The following is an 18,262-nucleotide window of genomic DNA, read 5'->3' as shown; positions in this document are numbered from 1 at the left end:
GGTCGGGTCCATGCTACGGCGCAGGGACCGTGAGGTGGCCGGTGAACCGCCGACACGCCTGAGGGGCACCGCAGAAATCTGCGGCGACGAGGGCCTCAGCGGCCAGACAGTGCTGGCACGCGCCGCAGGAGCGGCCCCAGGAAGGACATCAGCTCCGGCAGCCGGATCAGCCGCAGGATGACCAGGTACACCACCAGCATGACCAGCCCGACGACGGCGCAGGTCACCACGGCGGTGAGGATGGAGGTCCACGCGAATCCGTTGGAGAATCCGCCCATCAGCCACAGCACAGCCCCGCCGGCCACCCCTGAGACGAGGGCCACCAGGCCGGTGCGGACGTAGGTGTCCACCACCTGACCGAAGCCGTAGTCCCCGAAGTGACGCACCACCAGGGTGTGCGTGATGGCGAACTGGACCACGTGGAAGACGGTGAAGATGCTGACCATCAGGTAGGCCAGAGACCAGTTCGGCAGCATCAGGGAGGCCACGTAGGCCAGGATCAGGCTGATGCCGGCGATCAGGACCTGGATGATCATGGGCATCCGGGCGTTCTCCGCGGCGTAGAACACCCGGGTCAGATAGATGTGGGCGGACCGGAAGGGCATGCCCAGGGCCAGCAGGACCAGCAGTTGGCCGATGGCCACGCCCGAGGCGGTGGCGGTGGAGGCCGAGCTGGCGAAGATCCGGCCCATGGGACCGGCCAGGACCAGGACGACCACCAGCGCGAACATCATGGGCACGGCAAACGTGCGCAGCCCCTGGCTGGTGGTGCGCCGGGCGGAGTCCAGGTCCCCGTTGTCCATGGCCCGGGCCAGCTGGTTGAACAGCACCGTGGCCACCGAGAGGACGAACACCGAGTGCGGCAGCACGGTGATCAGCTGGGCGGTGTTCAGGGCGTACAGGCCGGGGATGGCCGCCTCTGCCATGGCGGTGGACGCCTCAGGTCCGGGAGTCTCACCGGCGGACCGGGCCGCCGTGGCCCCCGTGACGAGCCGGTTCAGGGCCAGGTTCACCGCATTGCCGACCACCATGGTGATCAGGGTGTACCCCGCCAGCCGCCCCGTGGAGCGCAGCCCCATGCCCTTCCAGCCGAACTTCGGGCGCAGCCCCAGGCCCAGACGCTTGAGCGGCCAGAACAGCACCAACGCCTGCAGGACCACCCCGAGGGTGTGCCCGCCGGCCAGGATCACGGTCTGCTGGGTGGACCACTCGGTGAGCTGGTCCTGCCCGGAGGCGTACCGGCCGAACATGACCAGGTAGGTGGCGATCACGGCGATCGCCACGATGTTGTTCACCACCGGGGCCCACATGTAGGCGCCGAAGCGTCCGTGGGCGTTGAGCACCTGGCCGATCACGGCGTACAGCCCGTAGAACAGGATCTGCGGCAGTGTCCACAGGGCGAACGCGGTGCCCAGGGCGAGCATGCCGGGTGTCCAGTCCTTGGTCAGCGCGCTCATCAGCGGTGCGGCGCACAGGGTGATGACCACGGTGAACCCCAGCATCACCAGGGCGGTCAGGGTGACCAGCCGTGAGGTGTAGTCCGCACCTCGGTCCGGTGCCTTCGCGGCCTTGATCAGCTGCGGGACCAGCACCACGTTGAACACGCCGCCGGCCAGCAGCATGTAGATGATGTTCGGGATGGTGTTGGCCGACTCGAAGATGTCCGCCACGAGAGCGGTGGAGCCGATGGCCACGGCCAGCAGGGCATTGCGCACGAATCCAAGCACCCGGGAGATGAGTGTGCCGGCGGCCATGATCGCGCTGGCCTTGGCGGTGGCCTTCGCGGAGTGGTTCCCGGGATCGTACTGTTCGGTGGCGCGTTCAGCTGCTCCGGATCCGTCCTGCCGACCCGTGGAGGAGGTGGCGGTCACCGCGAGGTGCCCTGGCCGTCGTCGGGAAAGGCCTCCAGGTGGTCCGGCAGGACCTGGCGGGCCAGGTCCACGATCCGGCGCTCGTTGGGGAAGGAGAGCTTGGCGTTGAGGCGATCCAGCTCGACCCAGGCGACGTCCACGGCCTCGTGGTCAGGATCGTTCTCCGTGGTGAGTTCGCCGCCGGTGGCCTGGAGCAGGAAGTGATGCACGGTCTTGTGCACGCGATGGCTGGTCACGGTGAACCAGTAGTCGATGGAGCCCAGCGGGGCCAGGATCTCCCCGGCGATGCCGGTCTCCTCCTCCACCTCGCGCACGGCCGCTTCCTCGTGGTTCTCCTCACCCTCCGGATGGCCCTTGGGCAGGCACCACTCCAGCCGTCCGCCGCGGTTGTACCGGGCGATGATGGCGACCTCCAGACGGCTGTTCTGGCGGCGGATCACCAGGCCTCCGGCCGAGACCTCCTCCACCGTGGGAAGAGAGCTGTGCTGGCCGTACCCCTGGTCACCTGAGCCGCCGTTCGGGCCGTTCTGGTCAGGCCGACGCGGCACACGACGACCCACCGCGGCGGTGAGTGGCGTGCGCTTGGGAGCGCTGGGAACGGGCCTGGACATGCGTTCCACTCTAGCGGTCTGCCTTCAGAGTTCCTGGGGAACGGCCTGGGCGCGCGTGCCACACACGGAGGGGTCCGGATCTGGCACTCTGGTTACACCATGAGCAACCCCTCCCCGTCTGACCCCTTGGACAGCGCCGCCCAGATCTCTCACGGTGTGGGTGGCCCCTCGTCCACCGTCGCCCTGCCCGCAGGCTTCCCGTCCGGTGCACGGCTGCCTGCCGTGGTCCTGGAGCTGGGCGAGCTCTTCGCCGCCGCCGGACATGAGCTCTCCCTGGTGGGCGGACCGGTGCGCGACCTGTTCCTGGGGCGGATCTCCCCGGATCTGGACTTCACCACGGACGCCGACCCGGACACCACGCTGCGGATCGGGAAGCGCTGGGCGGAGGGCCACTGGGACATCGGGAAGAAGTTCGGGACGATCGGCTTCTCGAAAGGCGGCTGGCAGCTGGAGGTCACCACCTACCGTGCGGAGAAATATGACCCGGAGTCTCGCAAGCCGCAGGTGGCGTTCGGCGACTCCCTCGAGGACGATCTGCTGCGCCGGGACTTCACGGTCAACGCCATGGCCCTGCGGCTGCCCGGGATGGAGCTGGTGGATCCATTCGGCGGGGTGAAGGACCTGGCCGCCGGGCGGCTGCGCACCCCCGGCACTCCGGAGGACTCCTTCTCGGACGATCCGCTGCGCATGATGCGTGCCGCCCGGTTCGCCTCGCAGCTGGGTGTGGGCGTGGACGAGTCAGTGGTCAACGCCATGACGGCCATGTCCGAGCGCATCACCATCATCTCCGCCGAGCGGGTGCGCGATGAGCTGGTCAAGCTGATCAACGGCACCGATCCCCGCGCCGGTCTGACCCTGCTGGTGGACACCGGCCTGGCCGAGCACGTGCTGCCCGAGCTGCCGGCCCTGAAGCTGGAGACGGACGAGCACCACCGCCACAAGGACGTGTACGAGCACTCTCTGATGGTGCTGGAGCAGGCCATGGGCCATGAATACGAGCGGTCAGAGGCAGAGGCAGAGGCAGGGCCCGACGACGGCCCCGCACCCCAGCCGCGGGCCGGCGCCTATGTGCCCCGTCCGGACTTCATCCTGCGCTTCGCCGCGCTCATGCACGATGTGGGCAAGCCCGCCACGCGCCGCTTCGAGCCCAGCGGCGCCGTCTCCTTCCGCCACCATGACGCCGTGGGCGCCAAGCTGACGCGGCAGCGGATGCGTGCACTGCGGTTCGACAAGGACACCATCAAGGCCGTGGCCCGGCTGGTGGAGCTGCACATGCGGTTCTACGGGTATGGGGACGCCGGGTGGACGGACTCGGCCGTGCGCCGGTACGTCAACGACGCCGGGGACCTGCTGCCGCGGCTGCACGCGCTGACCCGTTCGGATGTGACCACCCGCAACCGCCGCAAGGCCGAACGGCTGGCCCACGCCTACGACGACCTGGAGCGGCGGATCGTGGAGATCGCCGAGCAGGAGGAGCTCAACGCGGTCCGTCCGGACCTGGACGGCACTCAGGTGATGGAGATCCTGGGCATCCGCCCGGGTCCCGTGGTCGGCCGCGCGTACAAGCACCTGCTGGAATGGCGGCTGGACGAGGGCCCGCATGAGGAGGACGTGGCCCGCGCCGAGCTGCTGCGCTGGTGGGCTGAACAGCCCGAGAGCTCTGCCGAGTAGGGCCTGACCCCGAGCTCTCTTCATCTGCAGGTCAGTTATCACCGGCACGACCCGTCAGATCGGGGTATGCCGGTGATAACTGACCTGCAGTTGCGTAGGGGTGGTCAGGTGGCAGGATCGGGGCATGACTCCTGCGCTCACTGATGCCGAGATCTCCGCCGCCGCCACGCTGAAGCCGATCGCCGTCGTCGGGAAGGATGCCGGAATCCCGGACGAGGCGCTCATCCCGTATGGACGCAGCATGGCCAAGGTGGAGGTGCGCGCGCTGCCGCAGCAGGCGGGGCGGAACGGCCGGGTGGTGCTGGTCACCGGGATCAGCCCGACGCCGGCCGGTGAGGGCAAGACGACCGTCACCGTGGGCCTGGTGGACGGGATGAATGTGCTGGCCGGGCGCGAGGACGCACCTGAGCAGGTGGCCGGGTCGGTCACGATGGCGGCGTTGCGTGAGCCTTCGCTCGGCCCGGTGTTCGGCAAGAAGGGTGGGGCGACCGGCGGCGGGTATGCCCAGGTGGCGCCCATGGAGCAGATCAACCTGCACTTCACCGGGGACTTCCATGCGATCACCTCGGCGCACAATCTGCTGTGCGCGCTGATCGACAACCACATCCATCAGGGGAACGAGCTGGGGATCGATCCGCGGACCATCACCGTCAAGCGGGCTCTGGATGTGAACGACCGCTCGCTGCGGCACACGGTGATCGGACTCGGCGGGAAGGCCCAGGGCGTGCCGCGGGAGAACGGCTTCGAGATCACCGTGGCCACCGAGACCATGGCGGTGTTCTGCCTGGCGCGGGACCTGACCGACCTGAAGGAACGGCTGGGACGGATCACCGTGGGACAAACGTTCGGTGGTGAACCGGTGTCCGCAGGACAGATCGGTCCGAACGGGGCGCAGGGTGCCATGGCGGTGCTGCTCAAGGACGCGCTGAACCCGAACCTGGTGCAGACGCTGGGCGGATCGGCGGCGCTGGTGCACGGCGGGCCGTTCGCCAACATCGCCCACGGCTGCAACTCCGTGATGGCCACCCGCACGGCACAGCAGCTGGCGGACTGGGTGGTGACCGAGGCTGGATTCGGAGCTGACCTGGGTGGGGAGAAGTTCATGGACATCACCGCCCCGGCCGGCGGGTTCGAACCCGCGGTGTCCGTGGTGGTGGCGACCGTGCGGGCACTGAAGCTGCAGGGCGGGATGACTCTGGCTGAGGTGCAGGCCGGGGCTGATGCCGAGGTGGCCGCCGGAGATACTGGGGCCGCGGAACGGCACCTGCAGGCACTCGAAGCGGGCGTGGTGAACCTGCAGCGTCATGTGGAGAACATGCGGCGGTTCGGGGTTCCTGTGGTGGTGGCGGTGAACCGCTTCGGTCAGGACACGGATGCCGAGCTGGCGTGGCTGCGCGGGTGGTGCGAGCATCACGAGATTCCCGTGGCTGTGGCGGATGTGTGGGCGCAGGGCGGCAAGGGTGCGGTGGAGCTGGCCCGGCGGGTGGTCGAGGTGGTGGAGCAGGCCGAGGCGGTGCGCGCGGAGGCTGAGGCCCGGATGGCTGATGCAGCCGCCCTGCTGACCACGGAGGATCCCCACGAGGTGCCCGGGTGGGCGCCCCTGTACCCCGCTGACCTGCCGGTGGCGCACAAGATCGAGACGATCGTGGAGCAGATCTACCGGGGCGCTCGGGTGGAGTACGCCCCGCTGGCTCGCCGACAGCTGGCCGAACTGGAGGCCGCCGGACTGGACCGATTGCCGGTCTGCATGGCGAAGACCCCGTACTCCTTCTCGGACGACCCGTCGGTGCTGGGCGCACCTCAGGGGTTCACGGTGACCGTGCGCGAAGTGGTGGCCCGGACGGGCGCTGGGTTCGTGGTGGTGCTCACCGGCAACGTGATGACCATGCCCGGCCTACCGGCCAGCCCGGCCGCCGATCAGATGGACGTCGGAGTGGACGGAACGGTCACCGGGCTGTTCTGAGTGACTGGACGGTCACGATGCGATGAACACCGTGTGACGTGGGCCGATGCTCATTCGGCTGTCGAGGGGCTCGACATCCGCGTCAACACGCCGATTCGGGTCTGTCTGGACACGATTGCTCGAGGATTGCACTATTACAAGCTCGATTAACTCACTCTGAACCGTTCGTGGTCGGGTTTCCTACATTTTAGGATGGTGCCGTTCGGGTTCTGTCGGAGGGGTTCTGTGCAGATCTCGCCCGGACACGTGTGCCTCCCCCCGCGCACGGCCACCACATCCCATCGTGTGCACCCCCATACGGCAAGGACCGTCTCTTGTCTTCCCGATCTTTCCCGACGTCGTCGTCCCCGTCCCGCCGCACCATCGTCAAAGGTGCCGCCTGGTCAGTTCCCGTCATCATGACGGCTGCTGCCGCGCCTGCCTTCGCTGCGTCACCGAGCAGCTGCCGCACCGCCTACCTGGACTGGGGCACCGCCACCTCCACCAAGTTGACCAACGGCACGGTCTACACCATCACCGGCACCCAGACGGTCTACGCGCAGGTGACGTACACGGGGTCTGCCGGCGCCTACAGCACCAGTTCCAACAGCACTGCGAACTATCAGCTGAGAATCGGGAAGCGTGCGTTCGGAGAGGTGGGTCAGTCGTGGGGACGGATCACCGTGAGTGACTACGGCATCGCGACCACAGGTGGGTACAACGACCTGATCCTGAACCAGAAGTCCGGCTCCGGTGCCACGACGGTCACCATCAAGTTCTTCAGTGACGCAGCTCTGACCAAGCCCGTGTATGTCAACGATCTCCAGGTCCCCCTGGATGACTTCTCGACCCAGCGCACGTTCCCCGGCCTGACCTTCGATCCCACGGTCTCTTACCAGGAAGAGTGGTCTGTCTCCGGGACCAGCACCAGTGGATCCATCACGCCCACCAAGACCGCCCTGACCAGCCCGTACAACGGAACATCAACATTGGCCAACGTCGCTGGCTCCGGGACCCTTGCCGCTCCGTGGTATTTCCCCACGTCCCTCACCAACACCAGCCGGAACCAGGTGGGGGGAAATCTTCAGACTCGGTTCTCTCAGCCGGTCAGCTCCGTGACGGTGACCTACGGCAGCAGCTCCTCGATGTCCGGCCCCCAGGGCGCTGGCCTGGGCCGTCTCACCATGTGTGAGGCACTGAGCCCCACGGCATGACGAAGACCCGGATCCCCGCAGGGGTCCTGGTCTTCTCTCGTCTGCGCACCAAACGAGACAGCCGGTGACGATTCACGCGAATCGTCACCGGCCGTCGTCGGGAACTACTAGGTCCTGCTGCTGTTGAAGCTGGAGCCTCAGCGCTCGATGTCGCCGCGGATGAAGGCCTCGACGAGTTCGTGGGCGTCGTCGTCGTGGTGCTGCACCGGCGGGGACTTCATGAAGTAGGAGGAGGCCGAGAGGATCGGGCCGCCGACGCCGCGGTCCAGGGCGATCTTGGCGGCGCGCACGGCGTCGATGATCACGCCGGCTGAGTTCGGGGAGTCCCAGACCTCGAGCTTGTACTCCAGGGAGACGGGGGCATCGCCGAAGTTGCGGCCCTCCAGGCGCACGAAGGCCCACTTACGGTCGTCCAGCCAGGCCACGTAGTCCGAGGGCCCGATGTGCACGTCCTTCTCACCGAGTTCGGCCGAGGTGTTGGAGGTGACGGCCTGGGTCTTGGAGATCTTCTTGGACTCCAGGCGCTCGCGCTCGAGCATGTTCTTGAAGTCCATGTTGCCGCCGACGTTCAGCTGGTACGTGCGGTCCAGGGTCACGCCGCGGTCCTCGAACAGCTTGGCCATCACGCGGTGGGTGATGGTGGCGCCGATCTGGGACTTGATGTCATCCCCGACGATCGGCACGCCGGCCTCGGTGAACTTGTCCGCCCACTCCTTGGTCCCGGCGATGAACACCGGCAGGGCGTTGACGAAGGCGACCTTGGCGTCGATGGCGGCCTGTGCGTAGAACTTGTCCGCCTCCTCCGAACCGACCGGCAGGTAGGAGACCAGCACGTCCACCTGGGCGTCCTTCAGGGCCTGCACCACATCCACGGGCTCGGCGTCGGACTCCTCGATGGTCTCGCGGTAGTACTTGCCCAGGCCGTCCAGGGTGGGGCCGCGCAGCACCTTCACACCGGTCTGCGGGACGTCGGCGATCTTGATGGTGTTGTTCTCCGAGGCGAGGATCGCGTCAGCCAGGTCCAGTCCGACCTTCTTGGCGTCCACATCGAACCCGGCCACGAACTCCAGGTCGGAGACGTGGTAGTCGCCGAACTGCACGTGCATCAGGCCCGGGACGGTGTCCTCCGGGGAGGCGTTGCGGTAGTACTCCACACCCTGGATGAGGGAGGTCGCGCAGTTGCCTACGCCCGCAATGGCCACTCGAATCTTCTGGGACACCGATACTCCTTGGTTCATGATCAGCTGCAGTTGCGCATCGCGCGGTCGCGCTGGCCGGCAGACGCCCCCCTGGCGCGCTCGAACACCGCCGACACGGCGGAGACATGAAGAGGGCGTTGCGCCGGACTCGGCACAACCCGATCCACTTTACGCCGGATGACGCATGAGGACCGTACTGATGTCCAACCCGGTGGTCTGCCCTGCTATTCCCGCGCGTTGAGGAGGTGACGCGACCTCCGGCGTCGCCGGCCGTCGTCGGGACCGGTCAGGGTCCCAGCCCCTAGGCTGGAGCCATGAGCCAGCCGTCACCCAGCGCGGTGCGCCCTGAGGGGACCCCTGAGAGACATCCCGACGGCGGCGCCCCCCTTCCCGTGTCCCTCCCGTCCCGCACGGACGGGCTGGTGCGCCGCCTCAGTGAGGGGCTGGGCGGGCCGATGGGCCGCCACACGGTGCCGGGCCGGGTCGGCGGGGGATTCTGGACCCCGATGCGGATCCTGATCCTGCTCACCACCCTCTCTGCCGTGGTCGCGGTGCTGCTGAAGTCCCCGTGCCGGATGGGCGGCTGGGGGGCACCGAACGTCTACTACGCCGGCTGCTATTCGGACTGGGCCGCCCTCTACTCCGCACGCGGCTTCGCCGAGAACGCCTTCGCGCCGTTCGCCGCGGGGGCCAGCTTCGAGTACCCGGTGCTGATGTCCGTGGTCGCCTCGCTGGCCGCGGTGGTGGCCCAGAGCCTGCCCGGGCACGACCTCAACCCCTCCCTGGCCTACTGGGACGTGAACTTCCTGTTCACCGCGGTGCTGTGGATCATCACCGTGATGGTCACCGCTCGCACCGCCGGGCGCCGGATCTGGGACGCGGCCATGGTGGCCGTGGCCCCGGGCATCATCCTGGCCGGCTCCATCAACTGGGACCTCTGGGCCGTGGCCCTGCTGGCAGTGGGCATGTGGCTCTTCGCCGGGCGCCGACCCCTGCTGGCCGGCATCCTGTTCGGCCTGGGTGCGGCCGTGAAGCTCTATCCGCTCCTGATCCTCGGTGCGCTGCTGATCCTGGCGGTGCGGACCCTGCGTTTCGCCCCGTTCCTGTGGGCGCTCGCGGGCACGGCCGGTGCATGGCTGGCAGTCAACATCCCCCTGATGGTGGGGAACGTCGAGGCGTGGAAGGTCTTCTTCACCTTCTCCGGCGAACGCGGTCCCGGACTGTCCAGTGTCTGGCACGCCTGGAACGTGACCATGGGCCAGATCGGCGGACCCCAGATCCCGGACGGACGCCTCTCCCTGCTCGCCTACGGCGCGTTCTTCCTGTGCTGCTGCGCCATCTTCGTCCTGGGCGTGCTCTGCCGGGACCGGCCCCGGGTGGCCCAGCTGACGTTCCTGATCGTGGCCGCGTTCGTGCTCACCAACAAGGTCTACTCCCCGCAGTTCGTGGTCTGGCTGATCCCGCTGGCCGCGCTCGCCGTCCCCCGCTGGCGGGACTTCCTGATCTGGCAGTTCTTCGAGGTCCTGCACTTCTGGGCGATCTGGATGTACCTGGCCAAAGGCGCCTCCGGGTCCATGTCCCAGCACTCCATGGACGACACCGTCTATGTGCTCGCAGTCCTGGCCCACATGCTCGCCACCGCCTACCTGATGTTGCGGGTGGTGGAGCAGATGCTGCAGCCCGCGCATGACCCCGTGCGCGCCTCCCTGCCCGGCGGGCAGGTCTGGAGGCTGCGCGGACTGGAGGCTCCAGAGCGGCGGGAGGTGGCTGCCCGGCGGCTGGCGGGCGTGGGCGTGGATCCGGCTGAGGTGGACCGGGTCGCCTTGGATGACCCCACCGGCGGACACTACGACGGCGCCGCAGACCGAGCCCCCTGGCTGGCGGTGGGTGCCGGGTCGGCTGACAGTCCGGAACCGGTGGCCCCAGCTGCACCGGGGCGCCGTTACGACTCGTCTGGGGGCTGAGCCCGCCGTACGGTAGTGACCATGACCACTGCCGATCGCGCCGCTGACTCCACCGCACACTCCACGGCTTCTTCCGGTTCGGGCTCTGGCTCGGGCTCTGCTGCCATGCTCGAGGACCGCCCCCATCTGGCGGACCTGGCCGACTTCGTGATGGCCAGCCCCTCCAGCTACCACGCCGCCGCGGAGGCCGCTCGGCGGCTCGAGGCCGCGGGCTACACCCGCCTGGACGAGCGTGAGGACTTCCCCTCCGCCCCGGGTGGATACGTGATCGTGCGGGACGGCGCCGTGCTGGCCTGGCGCATCCCGGAGGGTGCGGCGGAAGGTGAGGGGCCGTCGTCGGGAACGGCCCCGGTGTTCCGCATCCTGGGCGCCCATACCGATTCGCCCACCTTCAAGCTCAAGCCCCACCCGACCTCGGCGAGGGACGGCTGGCTGCAGGCCGGCGTGGAGATCTACGGCGGGCCGCTGCTGAACTCGTGGCTGGACCGCGAGCTGCGCTTCGTCGGACGCCTGGTCACCCAGGACGGGACCGAGCACCTGGTGGCCACCGGTCCCATGGCGCGCATCCCGCAGCTGGCCATCCACCTGGACCGTGAGGTGAACTCCGGACTGACCCTGGACCGGCAGAAGCACATGCTGCCGATCTGGGGTGCGCTGACCGAGGGCGGCGTCGGCGGGGTCGAGACGGAGGGCACCGGCCCGCGGGACATCCTGGCGGTCCTCGCCGGGCTGGCCGGTGTGGACGCCGAGCAGGTCCGCGGCGTGGATGTGGTCATGGCCGACTCCCAGCGCCCGGCACTGTTCGGGGCCTCCGGTGAGTTCTTCGCCTCCGGACGGCTGGACAACCTCTCCTCCGTGCACGCCGGGCTGGTGGCCATGGAGCAGGCCGGTCAGGGTGAGGGGCCGCGCGTGGCGCAGGGTGTGGCCGGTGAGGCTGCCGGTGCCCCGGTGATCCCGGTGCTGGCCGCGTTCGACCATGAGGAGCTGGGTTCGGCCTCCCGTTCGGGTGCAGCCGGGCCCGTGCTGGAGGACGTGCTGCGGCGCGTGCTGGACGCCCTGGGTGTGAGTGGTCAGGGGGTGGCCCGGTCCTTCAACGGATCCTGGCTGCTCTCGGCCGATGCCGGCCACCTGGTGCACCCCAACTACGCCGAGCGGCACGACCCGGTGAACCACCCGCGCGTGAACGCCGGACCGCTGCTGAAGATCAACGCCAACCAGCGGTACTCCACCGACGCCCCGGGCATGGCCGCCTTCGCCCGCTGGTGCGCGGACGCCGGAGTGCCGTTCCAGGAGTTCGTCTCCAACAACGCCATGCCGTGCGGCTCCACGATCGGGCCGATCTCCGCCACCCGGCTGGGCATCCGGACCGTGGACGTGGGCATCGGGCTGCTCTCCATGCACTCGGCACGCGAGATGTGCGGTGTGGAGGACCTGGAGCACCTCACCGGCGCCGTGCGCTCCTTCTTCGCCGGGGTGTGACGGGGCCGGGGTTGCCGCACCGTGGATCTGGGTCGCACTTGTCGTCGAGGATCCGTTCCCTGATGCAGGATCTGTCCCTCTGCGGGCGGATTCTGGACAAGACGTGCAACTCACCGGCTGATCACGGCAAGGGATGCATCAGGGACCAGGTCGGGACTGGCCTCCCTGGGCTTCCTGGCCTCTCTGGGCGCATGCGTGGCCATGAGCCGGTCGAGGATGAGCTCTGTGTCCACAGGCACGTTCCGTCCGATGGGGCGGCTCGGGTAGGATGGGTGAGGTTTTCTGCGTGCCGTCACCTGACGGTCTCCTCCGGGAGCATGGCGCAGGACCACTGCACAGAACCTCCTGTCACGGAGAGACCGTGACCATTAGTCCGAAGGAGGTGGGTTCGCATGCGTGCATATGAACTGATGGTGCTGATTGATCCCGACGTGGATGAGCGCACCGTTGAACCGACCGTGAAGAAGTACCTGGAGGTCGTCACCAAGGACGGCGGCTCCGTGGAGAACGTGGACATCTGGGGCCGGCGTCGCCTGGCCTACGAGATCCAGAAGAAGGCAGAGGCCATCTACGTGGTCGTCAACTTCACCTCCACCCCGGAGACCTCCAAGGAGCTGGATCGTCAGCTCTCGCTGAACGAGACCATCCTGCGCACCAAGATCATCCGCCCGGAAGAGCAGAAGATCTCCGCTGCCGCAGCTGAGTGATCGTCCACTCCCTGAACACCTGCCACACCCGCTGACGCTGACCAGCTGAAGCACACCAGAGACACAGCACGGAGCACAGGAGGCACCCATGGCTGGAGAGACCGTCATCACAGTGGTCGGAAACCTCACCAACGACCCGGAGCTGCGGTTCACGCCGTCCGGATCTGCGGTGGCCAACTTCACCATCGCCTCGACCCCTCGCACGTTCGACCGTCAGTCGAACGAGTGGAAGGACGGGGAGACCCTGTTCCTGCGTGCCTCGATCTGGCGCGAGGCAGCCGAGAACGTGGCCGAGACGCTGACCAAGGGCACCCGCGTGGTGGCCCAGGGTCGGCTCAAGGCCCGCAGCTACGAGACCCGTGAGGGTGAGAAGCGCACCTCGTACGAGCTGGACGTCGACGAGATCGGCCCCTCGCTCCGTTACGCCACGGCCAAGGTCACCAAGTCCAACCGCTCCGGCGGTGGAGGCGGCGGCTTCGGCGGTGGCCAGCAGGGCGGCGGCTTCGGCGGCGGCCAGGGTGGTCAGGGAGGCTACTCCCAGGGTGGCGGAGGCAACTCCGGCAACGACTGGGGTGGCGGCGCAGGCTCGAACGACCCGTGGGGCGGCTCGCCGTCAGCGGGGTCCTGGGACACCCCGGGCAGCAACGAGCCTCCGTTCTGATCCAGCACTGCATCCCGTTCTGAACTGAACACACGGCCGAAGGTGCCCTGGAGGCACCCACCGGCCGGACGTCGTCGGGAACCGTTTCCCGTATGACACCCCCAGCAGACGGCACCGGACGGTGACCGACTGCGATCCCATCCCGCAGAACCGTTCTGCGGGCTCCCGAATCACGAAGGAGCACCACGATGGCGAAGGCTGAAATCCGCAAGCCCAAACCAAAGTCCAACCCGCTGAAGGCCGCTGACATCACCGTCATCGACTACAAGGACGTTGCACTGCTGCGCAAGTTCATCTCGGACCGCGGCAAGATCCGTGCCCGTCGCGTCACCGGCGTGACCGTGCAGGAGCAGCGCAAGATCGCCCAGGCCATCAAGAACGCCCGCGAAGTGGCCCTGCTGCCCTACGCCGGCGCTGGCCGCGGCTGATCGAGCGAGTCGAGGAAGGAAGATACAGATGGCAAAGCTCATCCTGACCCAGGAAGTGACCGGTCTGGGCTCGGCTGGCGACGTCGTTGACGTCAAGAACGGCTACGCCCGCAACTACCTGCTGCCCCGTGGCTACGCCACCCTGTGGACCAAGGGAGGGGAGAAGCAGGTGGAGTCCATCCGGGCCGCCCGCGAGACCCGCGCCGTGAAGTCCCTGGAAGAGGCTCAGGCACTGTCCGCCAAGCTGCAATCCACCCCGGTGAAGCTGGAGGTGACCGCCGGTGAAGGTGGTCGCCTGTTCGGCGCCATCAAGGCTGCTGACGTCGCCGACGCTGTGGAGGCCGCCGGCCTGGGCAGCATCGACAAGCGCACCGTGACCCTGCCGCAGAACATCAAGTCCGTGGGCAGCTACCAGGCCCACGTGCGTCTGCACGAGGACGTCGTGTCTGTGGTCGACCTGCAGGTCGTGCCGGAGAAGACCAAGAAGAAGAAGTGACCTTGCGCTGATCTGATCAGCTCGAACGCTTCACCCACAGGGGCGGGGACCATCACGGTCCCCGCCCCTGTGCTGTGTCTGGGGGTGTGCCCGAGGCGGCAGAGCGTGTGGGCCCAGGTGCCCTGTGCTCAGCCGTCCTGGGCGATGTGGACGAGTGCGTCACCGCGGTGGACCAGGGGTGCCTCGGCCCGGCCGATCACGATTCCCGGCCGGTCGGCCTTCACGGTGGCCTGCCGGCGGCCGAAGGAGTCGTAGAGGGCGCCCAGTCGGTCGCCCACGGCCACCGTCTGACCCAGAGGCACATCCAGCTGCAGCAGGCCGTCCCGGCGCGCCCTGACCCAGCCTGAGGTCCAGCAGACGGCACTGGGCTGCTCCGGTGGAGACGGTGCCTGCTCGGCGGGGATCATCTCCAGCGCGGCCAGCACCCGCAGGACGCCCTCCACCCCGGGCTGGATGGCCCACTCGTCGAACCGCCAGGCCTCCCCGCCCTCGTAGAGCAGCACACGGGCACCGGCCTCGCGGGCGGCCCAGCGCAGGGAGCCGTCCCGCAGCCTGGCGTGGTTGAGCACGGGGGCTGCGAAGGCCTCGGCCAGGAACCGGGTCTGCGGGTCCTCCAGGTCGCACCGGATCTGGGGCAGGTTGGTGCGGCGGTCGGCGGCGGTGTGCAGGTCGATCCCCACATCACACCGGGAGACCACCTCGGTCATCAGCAGGTGGGCGATCCGTCCGGCCAGCGGCCCGCGTGCCGAGCCTGGGAAGCTGCGGTTCAGGTCCCGCCGGTCTGGCAGGTACCGGTCCCCGGTCATCACGCCGATCACGTTCACGATCGGCACGGCGATCAGCGTCCCGCGGATCTGCTTCGGGTCCAGCAGGCCCATCACCCGTCGGACCACCTCGATCCCCACGACCTCATCGCCGTGGATGGCCGCGGACACCCACACGGTGGGACCCTCCTCACGGCCGTGCAGCACGTGGACGGGCAGGGAGACCTCGGCCCCGGTCACCAGCCGGGAGATCGGCAGGGAGACCTCCTTGCGGGACCCGGCACGGACCTTGACCGGTCCCAGGGCGAAGGAGGGACGGGCCCGACGACGTCCGGCACCTTCTCGAGTCTCCATCCCTCAGCCTCTGCCCCAGTTGCGGCGGCGGACCTCCCGCGGCGGGCGGCCACCGAGGTAGGAGGCGGCAGGGTCCACGAGGAACCCCTGGGCCAGGGCCTCGCGTCCGATGAGCATGCGGAAGCCCATCTCGTCCCGGTCGGTCAGGGTGATCTCGGCCAGGATTTCCCGTCCGACCAGGGAGATCGGCATCTGCACGACGATGCGGTCCTCCTCATGACCGGAGGAGGAGCGGATGGAGCGGCGGTCATGCACGGGCAGCTCGAGGGTGACCTCGTCCTCCGGGGTGGCCTGCCAGGGGTGGATGGTGAACCGCACCCAGTCGTGGCCGTCGCGGTCGACGGTCCGCAGGTCGAAGGCGTGCAGGGAGGAGGTCTTGGCGCCGGTGTCCACCTTGGCCTTGATCCAGGGCACCGGTGCCGTGGGCAGGGCGACCCACTCCCTCCACCCCACGTGGGTGGAGGCCAGGTGGGTGTGGGATGACCCGGGAGTGTGGTGATATTGCTCTGGCACGTCCCCCATCTTGTCAGGAAGAGACCATGAAGCTGGCCATCCTCTCCCGTTCGCCACGGGCCTACTCCACGCAGCGACTTCGCACTGCCGCCCTGGACCGCGGTCACCAGGTCAAGGTGCTGGACACCCTGCGGTTCGGGATCGACCTCTCCACGGAGGAGCCGGACCTGCGCTTCCGCGGACGGCCGCTGTCCACCTACGACGCCGTGCTGCCGCGCATCGGTGCCTCCGTCACCTACTTCGGGACTGCCGTGGTGCGCCAGTTCGAGCAGATGGACGTCTACACGCCCAACACCGCCAACGGGATCATGAACTCCCGGGACAAGCTGCGGGCCACCCAGATCCTCTCCCGGCACAGCATCGGGATGCCGGCCACCGTGTTCGTGCGCAACCGGGCGGAGGTCTCCAGTGCGATCGACATGGTGGGCGGTGCGCCCGTGGTCATCAAGCTGCTGGAGGGCACCCAGGGGATCGGGGTGATCCTGGCTCCCACGAAGAAGGTGGCCGAGGCGATCATCGAGACCCTGCACGGCACCAATCAGCAGGTGCTGATCCAGAAGTTCGTCAAGGAGTCCAAGGGCAAGGACGTGCGTGCCCTGGTGGTGGGCGACCGGGTGGTGGCCGCCATGCGCCGCACCGCCCAGGGTGACGAGTTCCGCTCCAATGTCCACCGTGGCGGGACCGTGGAGAAGGTGGACCTGGACCCGGAGTACGCCGATGTAGCCGTGCGGGCGGCCCACATCATGGGTCTGCGGGTGGCCGGTGTGGACATGCTGGAAGGCGCCGATGGGCCCTTGGTGATGGAGGTCAACTCCTCCCCGGGTCTGGAGGGCATCGAGGCGGCCACCAAGCTGGACGTGGCCGGGGCGATCGTGGACTTCATCGCCGACCAGGCCGGGTTCCCGGACATCGACGTGCGCCAGCGACTGGCTGTCTCCACCGGATACGGGGTGGCGGAGATCGCCGTGATGTCCGGCTCCGAGATGGTGGGCAAGGCCCTGAAGGACTCCGGGCTGCCGGAGAAGGATGTCCAGGTGCTCACCCTGCACCGTGGCACCAAGGTGGTGCCCAACCCGTCCGCGTCCAAGGTGCTGGAGGACGGCGACCGGCTGCTGTGCTTCGGCCGCCTGGAGAACATGCGCTCGCTGATCCCGGCACGCTCCCGCCGTCCCAAGCGCGTGCGGAAGCTGCCCAAGACGCCCATTGTGGAACTGCCGGCCGAGGACTCAGGTGCCGCGCCGTCGTCGGGAGAGAATCCGGAGGAGAAGTAGGACTCAGCCCTGGTCCAGGTGGTCCTTGGTGTACCGATAGGCGGTCTGGACGAGCTCTTCGAGCACGCCCAGGTCCACGTCGGACAGCTTGTTGATGTAGAGGCAGGCCACGCTGGTGCGGTGCTTGCCCAGGCGGGCCAGCAGGTCGGCCTGGTCGGGGTGGTCTGAGAGGACGTAGAGGGTCAGGTTGGCCTTGCGAGGGGAGAACCCGACGGCGGGTGCGTCGCCTTCTCGGCCCGAGTCGTAGACGTAGTGGTACTGCCCGAATCCGATGATGCTCGGTCCCCACATCACCGGTTCCTCACCCGTGACCCGCGTGAACATCTCCAGCAGCGTCTCGGCGTCGGATCGACGCACGGGGTGCTCCACGCCGGCGACGAACTCCTCCACCGGGACTGCAGTGGGCTGGGTCTTGTTGGCGGAGCTCGCAGACGCAGACATGGATTCATTCTCGCTGTCCGGCGGGGGTTGTCCAGCAGAGATTCTGAAGTCTCGTGAGGGGGTCTCGGGTTCAGGGGTGACCGGCGGGGCCGAACTGCGCCGGTGGTGCAGGTGGACGGGGCTGGATGAGCGGTGTGGGGATGGACAACGCCTCACACATAACCTGTGGAGTACCTGTGGATAACTCTGAAGAGGGTGGGTGCGGAGTTGCGCTGTTCAGGGGTGTGGTGTTAGTAACTCCCCGCGAAATCCCCAAGGAAGAATCTTTCTGTCCACAGGTGGAAAGTCAGATACTGCCTAGTCAACCAGGGGTAGTGCGCTCTGAGGAGTCGTCATCCCCACAGTTGTCCCCACGCAGTGCACACAACACGCCGCGCAATCCACACGTTGTCCACAGGTTGGGGGTGACACGCGGTTGAGTGGGGATCCGACCGCAGAGTAGTGTCCCGTGGTATCCCCTTCGGGCGGACCAGGGTATTGGCCTGCAGAAGACGGTCCTCGGACCGTTCTCAGCAGGCGCGCATCCAGGTCGCACCGTCTGTGGAGCCCGCCGCATCAGGGCTCGGTGCGGTCCCTTGAGGATCGACGCGGAGCACCCCTGGTGCGGCGGGCTCTTAGAGGGGTCATCACCGCAGAAGAGTCGCCGGGCCGTCCGGCGCAGGGAAAGGGAATCAAC

Annotated in this window: 16 protein-coding genes; 10 read left to right on the top strand and 6 right to left on the bottom strand. The window is 68.0% G+C overall.

Annotated features, from left to right (window positions below):
* Positions 1-95: 95 nt before the first annotated feature.
* Together murJ and ACEXHE_RS09905 are read right to left on the bottom strand one after the other, a co-directional pair.
* Positions 96-1,871 (bottom strand): murein biosynthesis integral membrane protein MurJ, encoded by a 1,776-nt coding sequence (murJ, locus tag ACEXHE_RS09910; protein WP_374785685.1) that lies wholly within the window; start codon positions 1,869-1,871, stop codon positions 96-98.
* A complete protein-coding gene (locus tag ACEXHE_RS09905) occupies positions 1,868-2,482 on the bottom strand; it encodes an NUDIX hydrolase (protein ID WP_374785684.1) in 615 nt (204 codons plus the stop codon). Before ACEXHE_RS09905 ends, murJ begins: the two co-directional genes overlap by 4 nt.
* Before the next feature lie 99 nt (positions 2,483-2,581).
* On the opposite strand from ACEXHE_RS09905, the gene ACEXHE_RS09900 reads away from it, so the two are divergent.
* The 3 genes from ACEXHE_RS09900 to ACEXHE_RS09890 all read left to right on the top strand — a co-directional run bounded on the left by ACEXHE_RS09900 (position 2,582) and on the right by ACEXHE_RS09890 (position 7,309).
* Complete coding sequence (locus tag ACEXHE_RS09900) at positions 2,582-4,153, top strand: CCA tRNA nucleotidyltransferase (protein WP_374785683.1); 1,572 nt, start codon at positions 2,582-2,584, stop codon at positions 4,151-4,153.
* Between the two features lie 124 nt (positions 4,154-4,277).
* On the top strand, positions 4,278-6,116 hold the full coding sequence (locus tag ACEXHE_RS09895; RefSeq protein ID WP_374785682.1) for a formate--tetrahydrofolate ligase: 1,839 nt from the start codon (positions 4,278-4,280) through the stop codon (positions 6,114-6,116).
* Positions 6,117-6,430: 314 nt separating this feature from the next.
* Complete coding sequence (locus ACEXHE_RS09890) at positions 6,431-7,309, top strand: hypothetical protein (RefSeq protein ID WP_374785681.1); 879 nt, start codon at positions 6,431-6,433, stop codon at positions 7,307-7,309.
* A gap of 137 nt (positions 7,310-7,446) precedes the next feature.
* On the opposite strand, the gene ACEXHE_RS09885 is transcribed toward ACEXHE_RS09890, so the two are convergent.
* Complete coding sequence (locus ACEXHE_RS09885; protein ID WP_091699037.1) at positions 7,447-8,547, bottom strand: inositol-3-phosphate synthase; 1,101 nt, start codon at positions 8,545-8,547, stop codon at positions 7,447-7,449.
* 275 nt (positions 8,548-8,822) lie between these two features.
* On the opposite strand from ACEXHE_RS09885, the gene ACEXHE_RS09880 reads away from it, so the two are divergent.
* The 6 genes from ACEXHE_RS09880 (at position 8,823) to rplI (ending at position 14,243) form a co-directional block, all read left to right on the top strand.
* Positions 8,823-10,472: a glycosyltransferase family 87 protein gene (locus ACEXHE_RS09880; RefSeq protein WP_374785680.1), complete on the top strand. Its 1,650-nt coding sequence runs from the start codon at positions 8,823-8,825 to the stop codon at positions 10,470-10,472.
* A 105-nt stretch (positions 10,473-10,577) separates the two neighbouring features.
* Positions 10,578-11,951: a M18 family aminopeptidase gene (locus tag ACEXHE_RS09875; protein WP_374785805.1), complete on the top strand. Its 1,374-nt coding sequence runs from the start codon at positions 10,578-10,580 to the stop codon at positions 11,949-11,951.
* Positions 11,952-12,343: 392 nt separating this feature from the next.
* Complete coding sequence (rpsF, locus tag ACEXHE_RS09870; protein ID WP_091699033.1) at positions 12,344-12,658, top strand: 30S ribosomal protein S6; 315 nt, start codon at positions 12,344-12,346, stop codon at positions 12,656-12,658.
* An 88-nt stretch (positions 12,659-12,746) separates the two neighbouring features.
* Positions 12,747-13,319 (top strand): single-stranded DNA-binding protein, encoded by a 573-nt coding sequence (locus ACEXHE_RS09865; RefSeq protein WP_091699030.1) that lies wholly within the window; start codon positions 12,747-12,749, stop codon positions 13,317-13,319.
* Between the two features lie 188 nt (positions 13,320-13,507).
* Positions 13,508-13,747: a 30S ribosomal protein S18 gene (gene rpsR / locus ACEXHE_RS09860; protein WP_091699027.1), complete on the top strand. Its 240-nt coding sequence runs from the start codon at positions 13,508-13,510 to the stop codon at positions 13,745-13,747.
* A gap of 28 nt (positions 13,748-13,775) precedes the next feature.
* Complete coding sequence (gene rplI, locus ACEXHE_RS09855) at positions 13,776-14,243, top strand: 50S ribosomal protein L9 (RefSeq protein ID WP_091699024.1); 468 nt, start codon at positions 13,776-13,778, stop codon at positions 14,241-14,243.
* 128 nt (positions 14,244-14,371) lie between these two features.
* Here rplI and ACEXHE_RS09850 read toward each other — a convergent pair whose 3' ends face one another.
* Both ACEXHE_RS09850 and ACEXHE_RS09845 read right to left on the bottom strand, forming a co-directional pair.
* Positions 14,372-15,361, bottom strand: coding sequence for a succinylglutamate desuccinylase/aspartoacylase family protein (locus ACEXHE_RS09850; protein ID WP_091699021.1), 990 nt, complete (start codon positions 15,359-15,361; stop codon positions 14,372-14,374).
* Between the two features lie 3 nt (positions 15,362-15,364).
* Positions 15,365-15,874 (bottom strand): ATP-dependent zinc protease, encoded by a 510-nt coding sequence (locus ACEXHE_RS09845; RefSeq protein WP_374785679.1) that lies wholly within the window; start codon positions 15,872-15,874, stop codon positions 15,365-15,367.
* Between the two features lie 26 nt (positions 15,875-15,900).
* Here ACEXHE_RS09845 and rimK point away from each other — a divergent pair, with 26 nt between their 5' ends.
* On the top strand, positions 15,901-17,145 hold the full coding sequence (gene rimK, locus ACEXHE_RS09840) for a 30S ribosomal protein S6--L-glutamate ligase (RefSeq protein ID WP_374785678.1): 1,245 nt from the start codon (positions 15,901-15,903) through the stop codon (positions 17,143-17,145).
* Positions 17,146-17,148: 3 nt separating this feature from the next.
* On the opposite strand, the gene ACEXHE_RS09835 is transcribed toward rimK, so the two are convergent.
* Positions 17,149-17,586 (bottom strand): DUF1801 domain-containing protein, encoded by a 438-nt coding sequence (locus ACEXHE_RS09835; RefSeq protein ID WP_374785677.1) that lies wholly within the window; start codon positions 17,584-17,586, stop codon positions 17,149-17,151.
* Positions 17,587-18,262 lie beyond the last annotated feature (676 nt).

The sequence above is a fragment of the Micrococcus sp. IITD107 genome (assembly GCF_041927415.1).
Taxonomy (GTDB): Bacteria; Actinomycetota; Actinomycetes; order Actinomycetales; family Micrococcaceae; genus Citricoccus; species Citricoccus terreus.
Note: the sequence above shows the minus strand (reverse complement) of the source record. Positions and strands in the feature narration are given on the sequence as shown.

Bases quoted from the DNA above. Each gene is read 5' to 3' on its own strand.
- ACEXHE_RS09905 (WP_374785684.1), bottom strand. From the start codon at position 2,482: ATGTCCAGGCCCGTTCCCAGCGCTCCCAAGCGCACGCCACTCACCGCC.
- ACEXHE_RS09900 (WP_374785683.1), top strand. From the start codon at position 2,582: ATGAGCAACCCCTCCCCGTCTGACCCCTTGGACAGCGCCGCCCAGATC.
- ACEXHE_RS09895 (WP_374785682.1), top strand. From the start codon at position 4,278: ATGACTCCTGCGCTCACTGATGCCGAGATCTCCGCCGCCGCCACGCTG.
- ACEXHE_RS09885 (WP_091699037.1), bottom strand. From the start codon at position 8,547: ATGAACCAAGGAGTATCGGTGTCCCAGAAGATTCGAGTGGCCATTGCG.
- ACEXHE_RS09880 (WP_374785680.1), top strand. From the start codon at position 8,823: ATGAGCCAGCCGTCACCCAGCGCGGTGCGCCCTGAGGGGACCCCTGAG.
- ACEXHE_RS09875 (WP_374785805.1), top strand. From the start codon at position 10,578: ATGCTCGAGGACCGCCCCCATCTGGCGGACCTGGCCGACTTCGTGATG.
- rpsF (WP_091699033.1), top strand. From the start codon at position 12,344: ATGCGTGCATATGAACTGATGGTGCTGATTGATCCCGACGTGGATGAG.
- ACEXHE_RS09865 (WP_091699030.1), top strand. From the start codon at position 12,747: ATGGCTGGAGAGACCGTCATCACAGTGGTCGGAAACCTCACCAACGAC.
- rpsR (WP_091699027.1), top strand. From the start codon at position 13,508: ATGGCGAAGGCTGAAATCCGCAAGCCCAAACCAAAGTCCAACCCGCTG.
- rplI (WP_091699024.1), top strand. From the start codon at position 13,776: ATGGCAAAGCTCATCCTGACCCAGGAAGTGACCGGTCTGGGCTCGGCT.
- ACEXHE_RS09850 (WP_091699021.1), bottom strand. From the start codon at position 15,361: ATGGAGACTCGAGAAGGTGCCGGACGTCGTCGGGCCCGTCCCTCCTTC.
- rimK (WP_374785678.1), top strand. From the start codon at position 15,901: ATGAAGCTGGCCATCCTCTCCCGTTCGCCACGGGCCTACTCCACGCAG.
- ACEXHE_RS09835 (WP_374785677.1), bottom strand. From the start codon at position 17,586: ATGTCTGCGTCTGCGAGCTCCGCCAACAAGACCCAGCCCACTGCAGTC.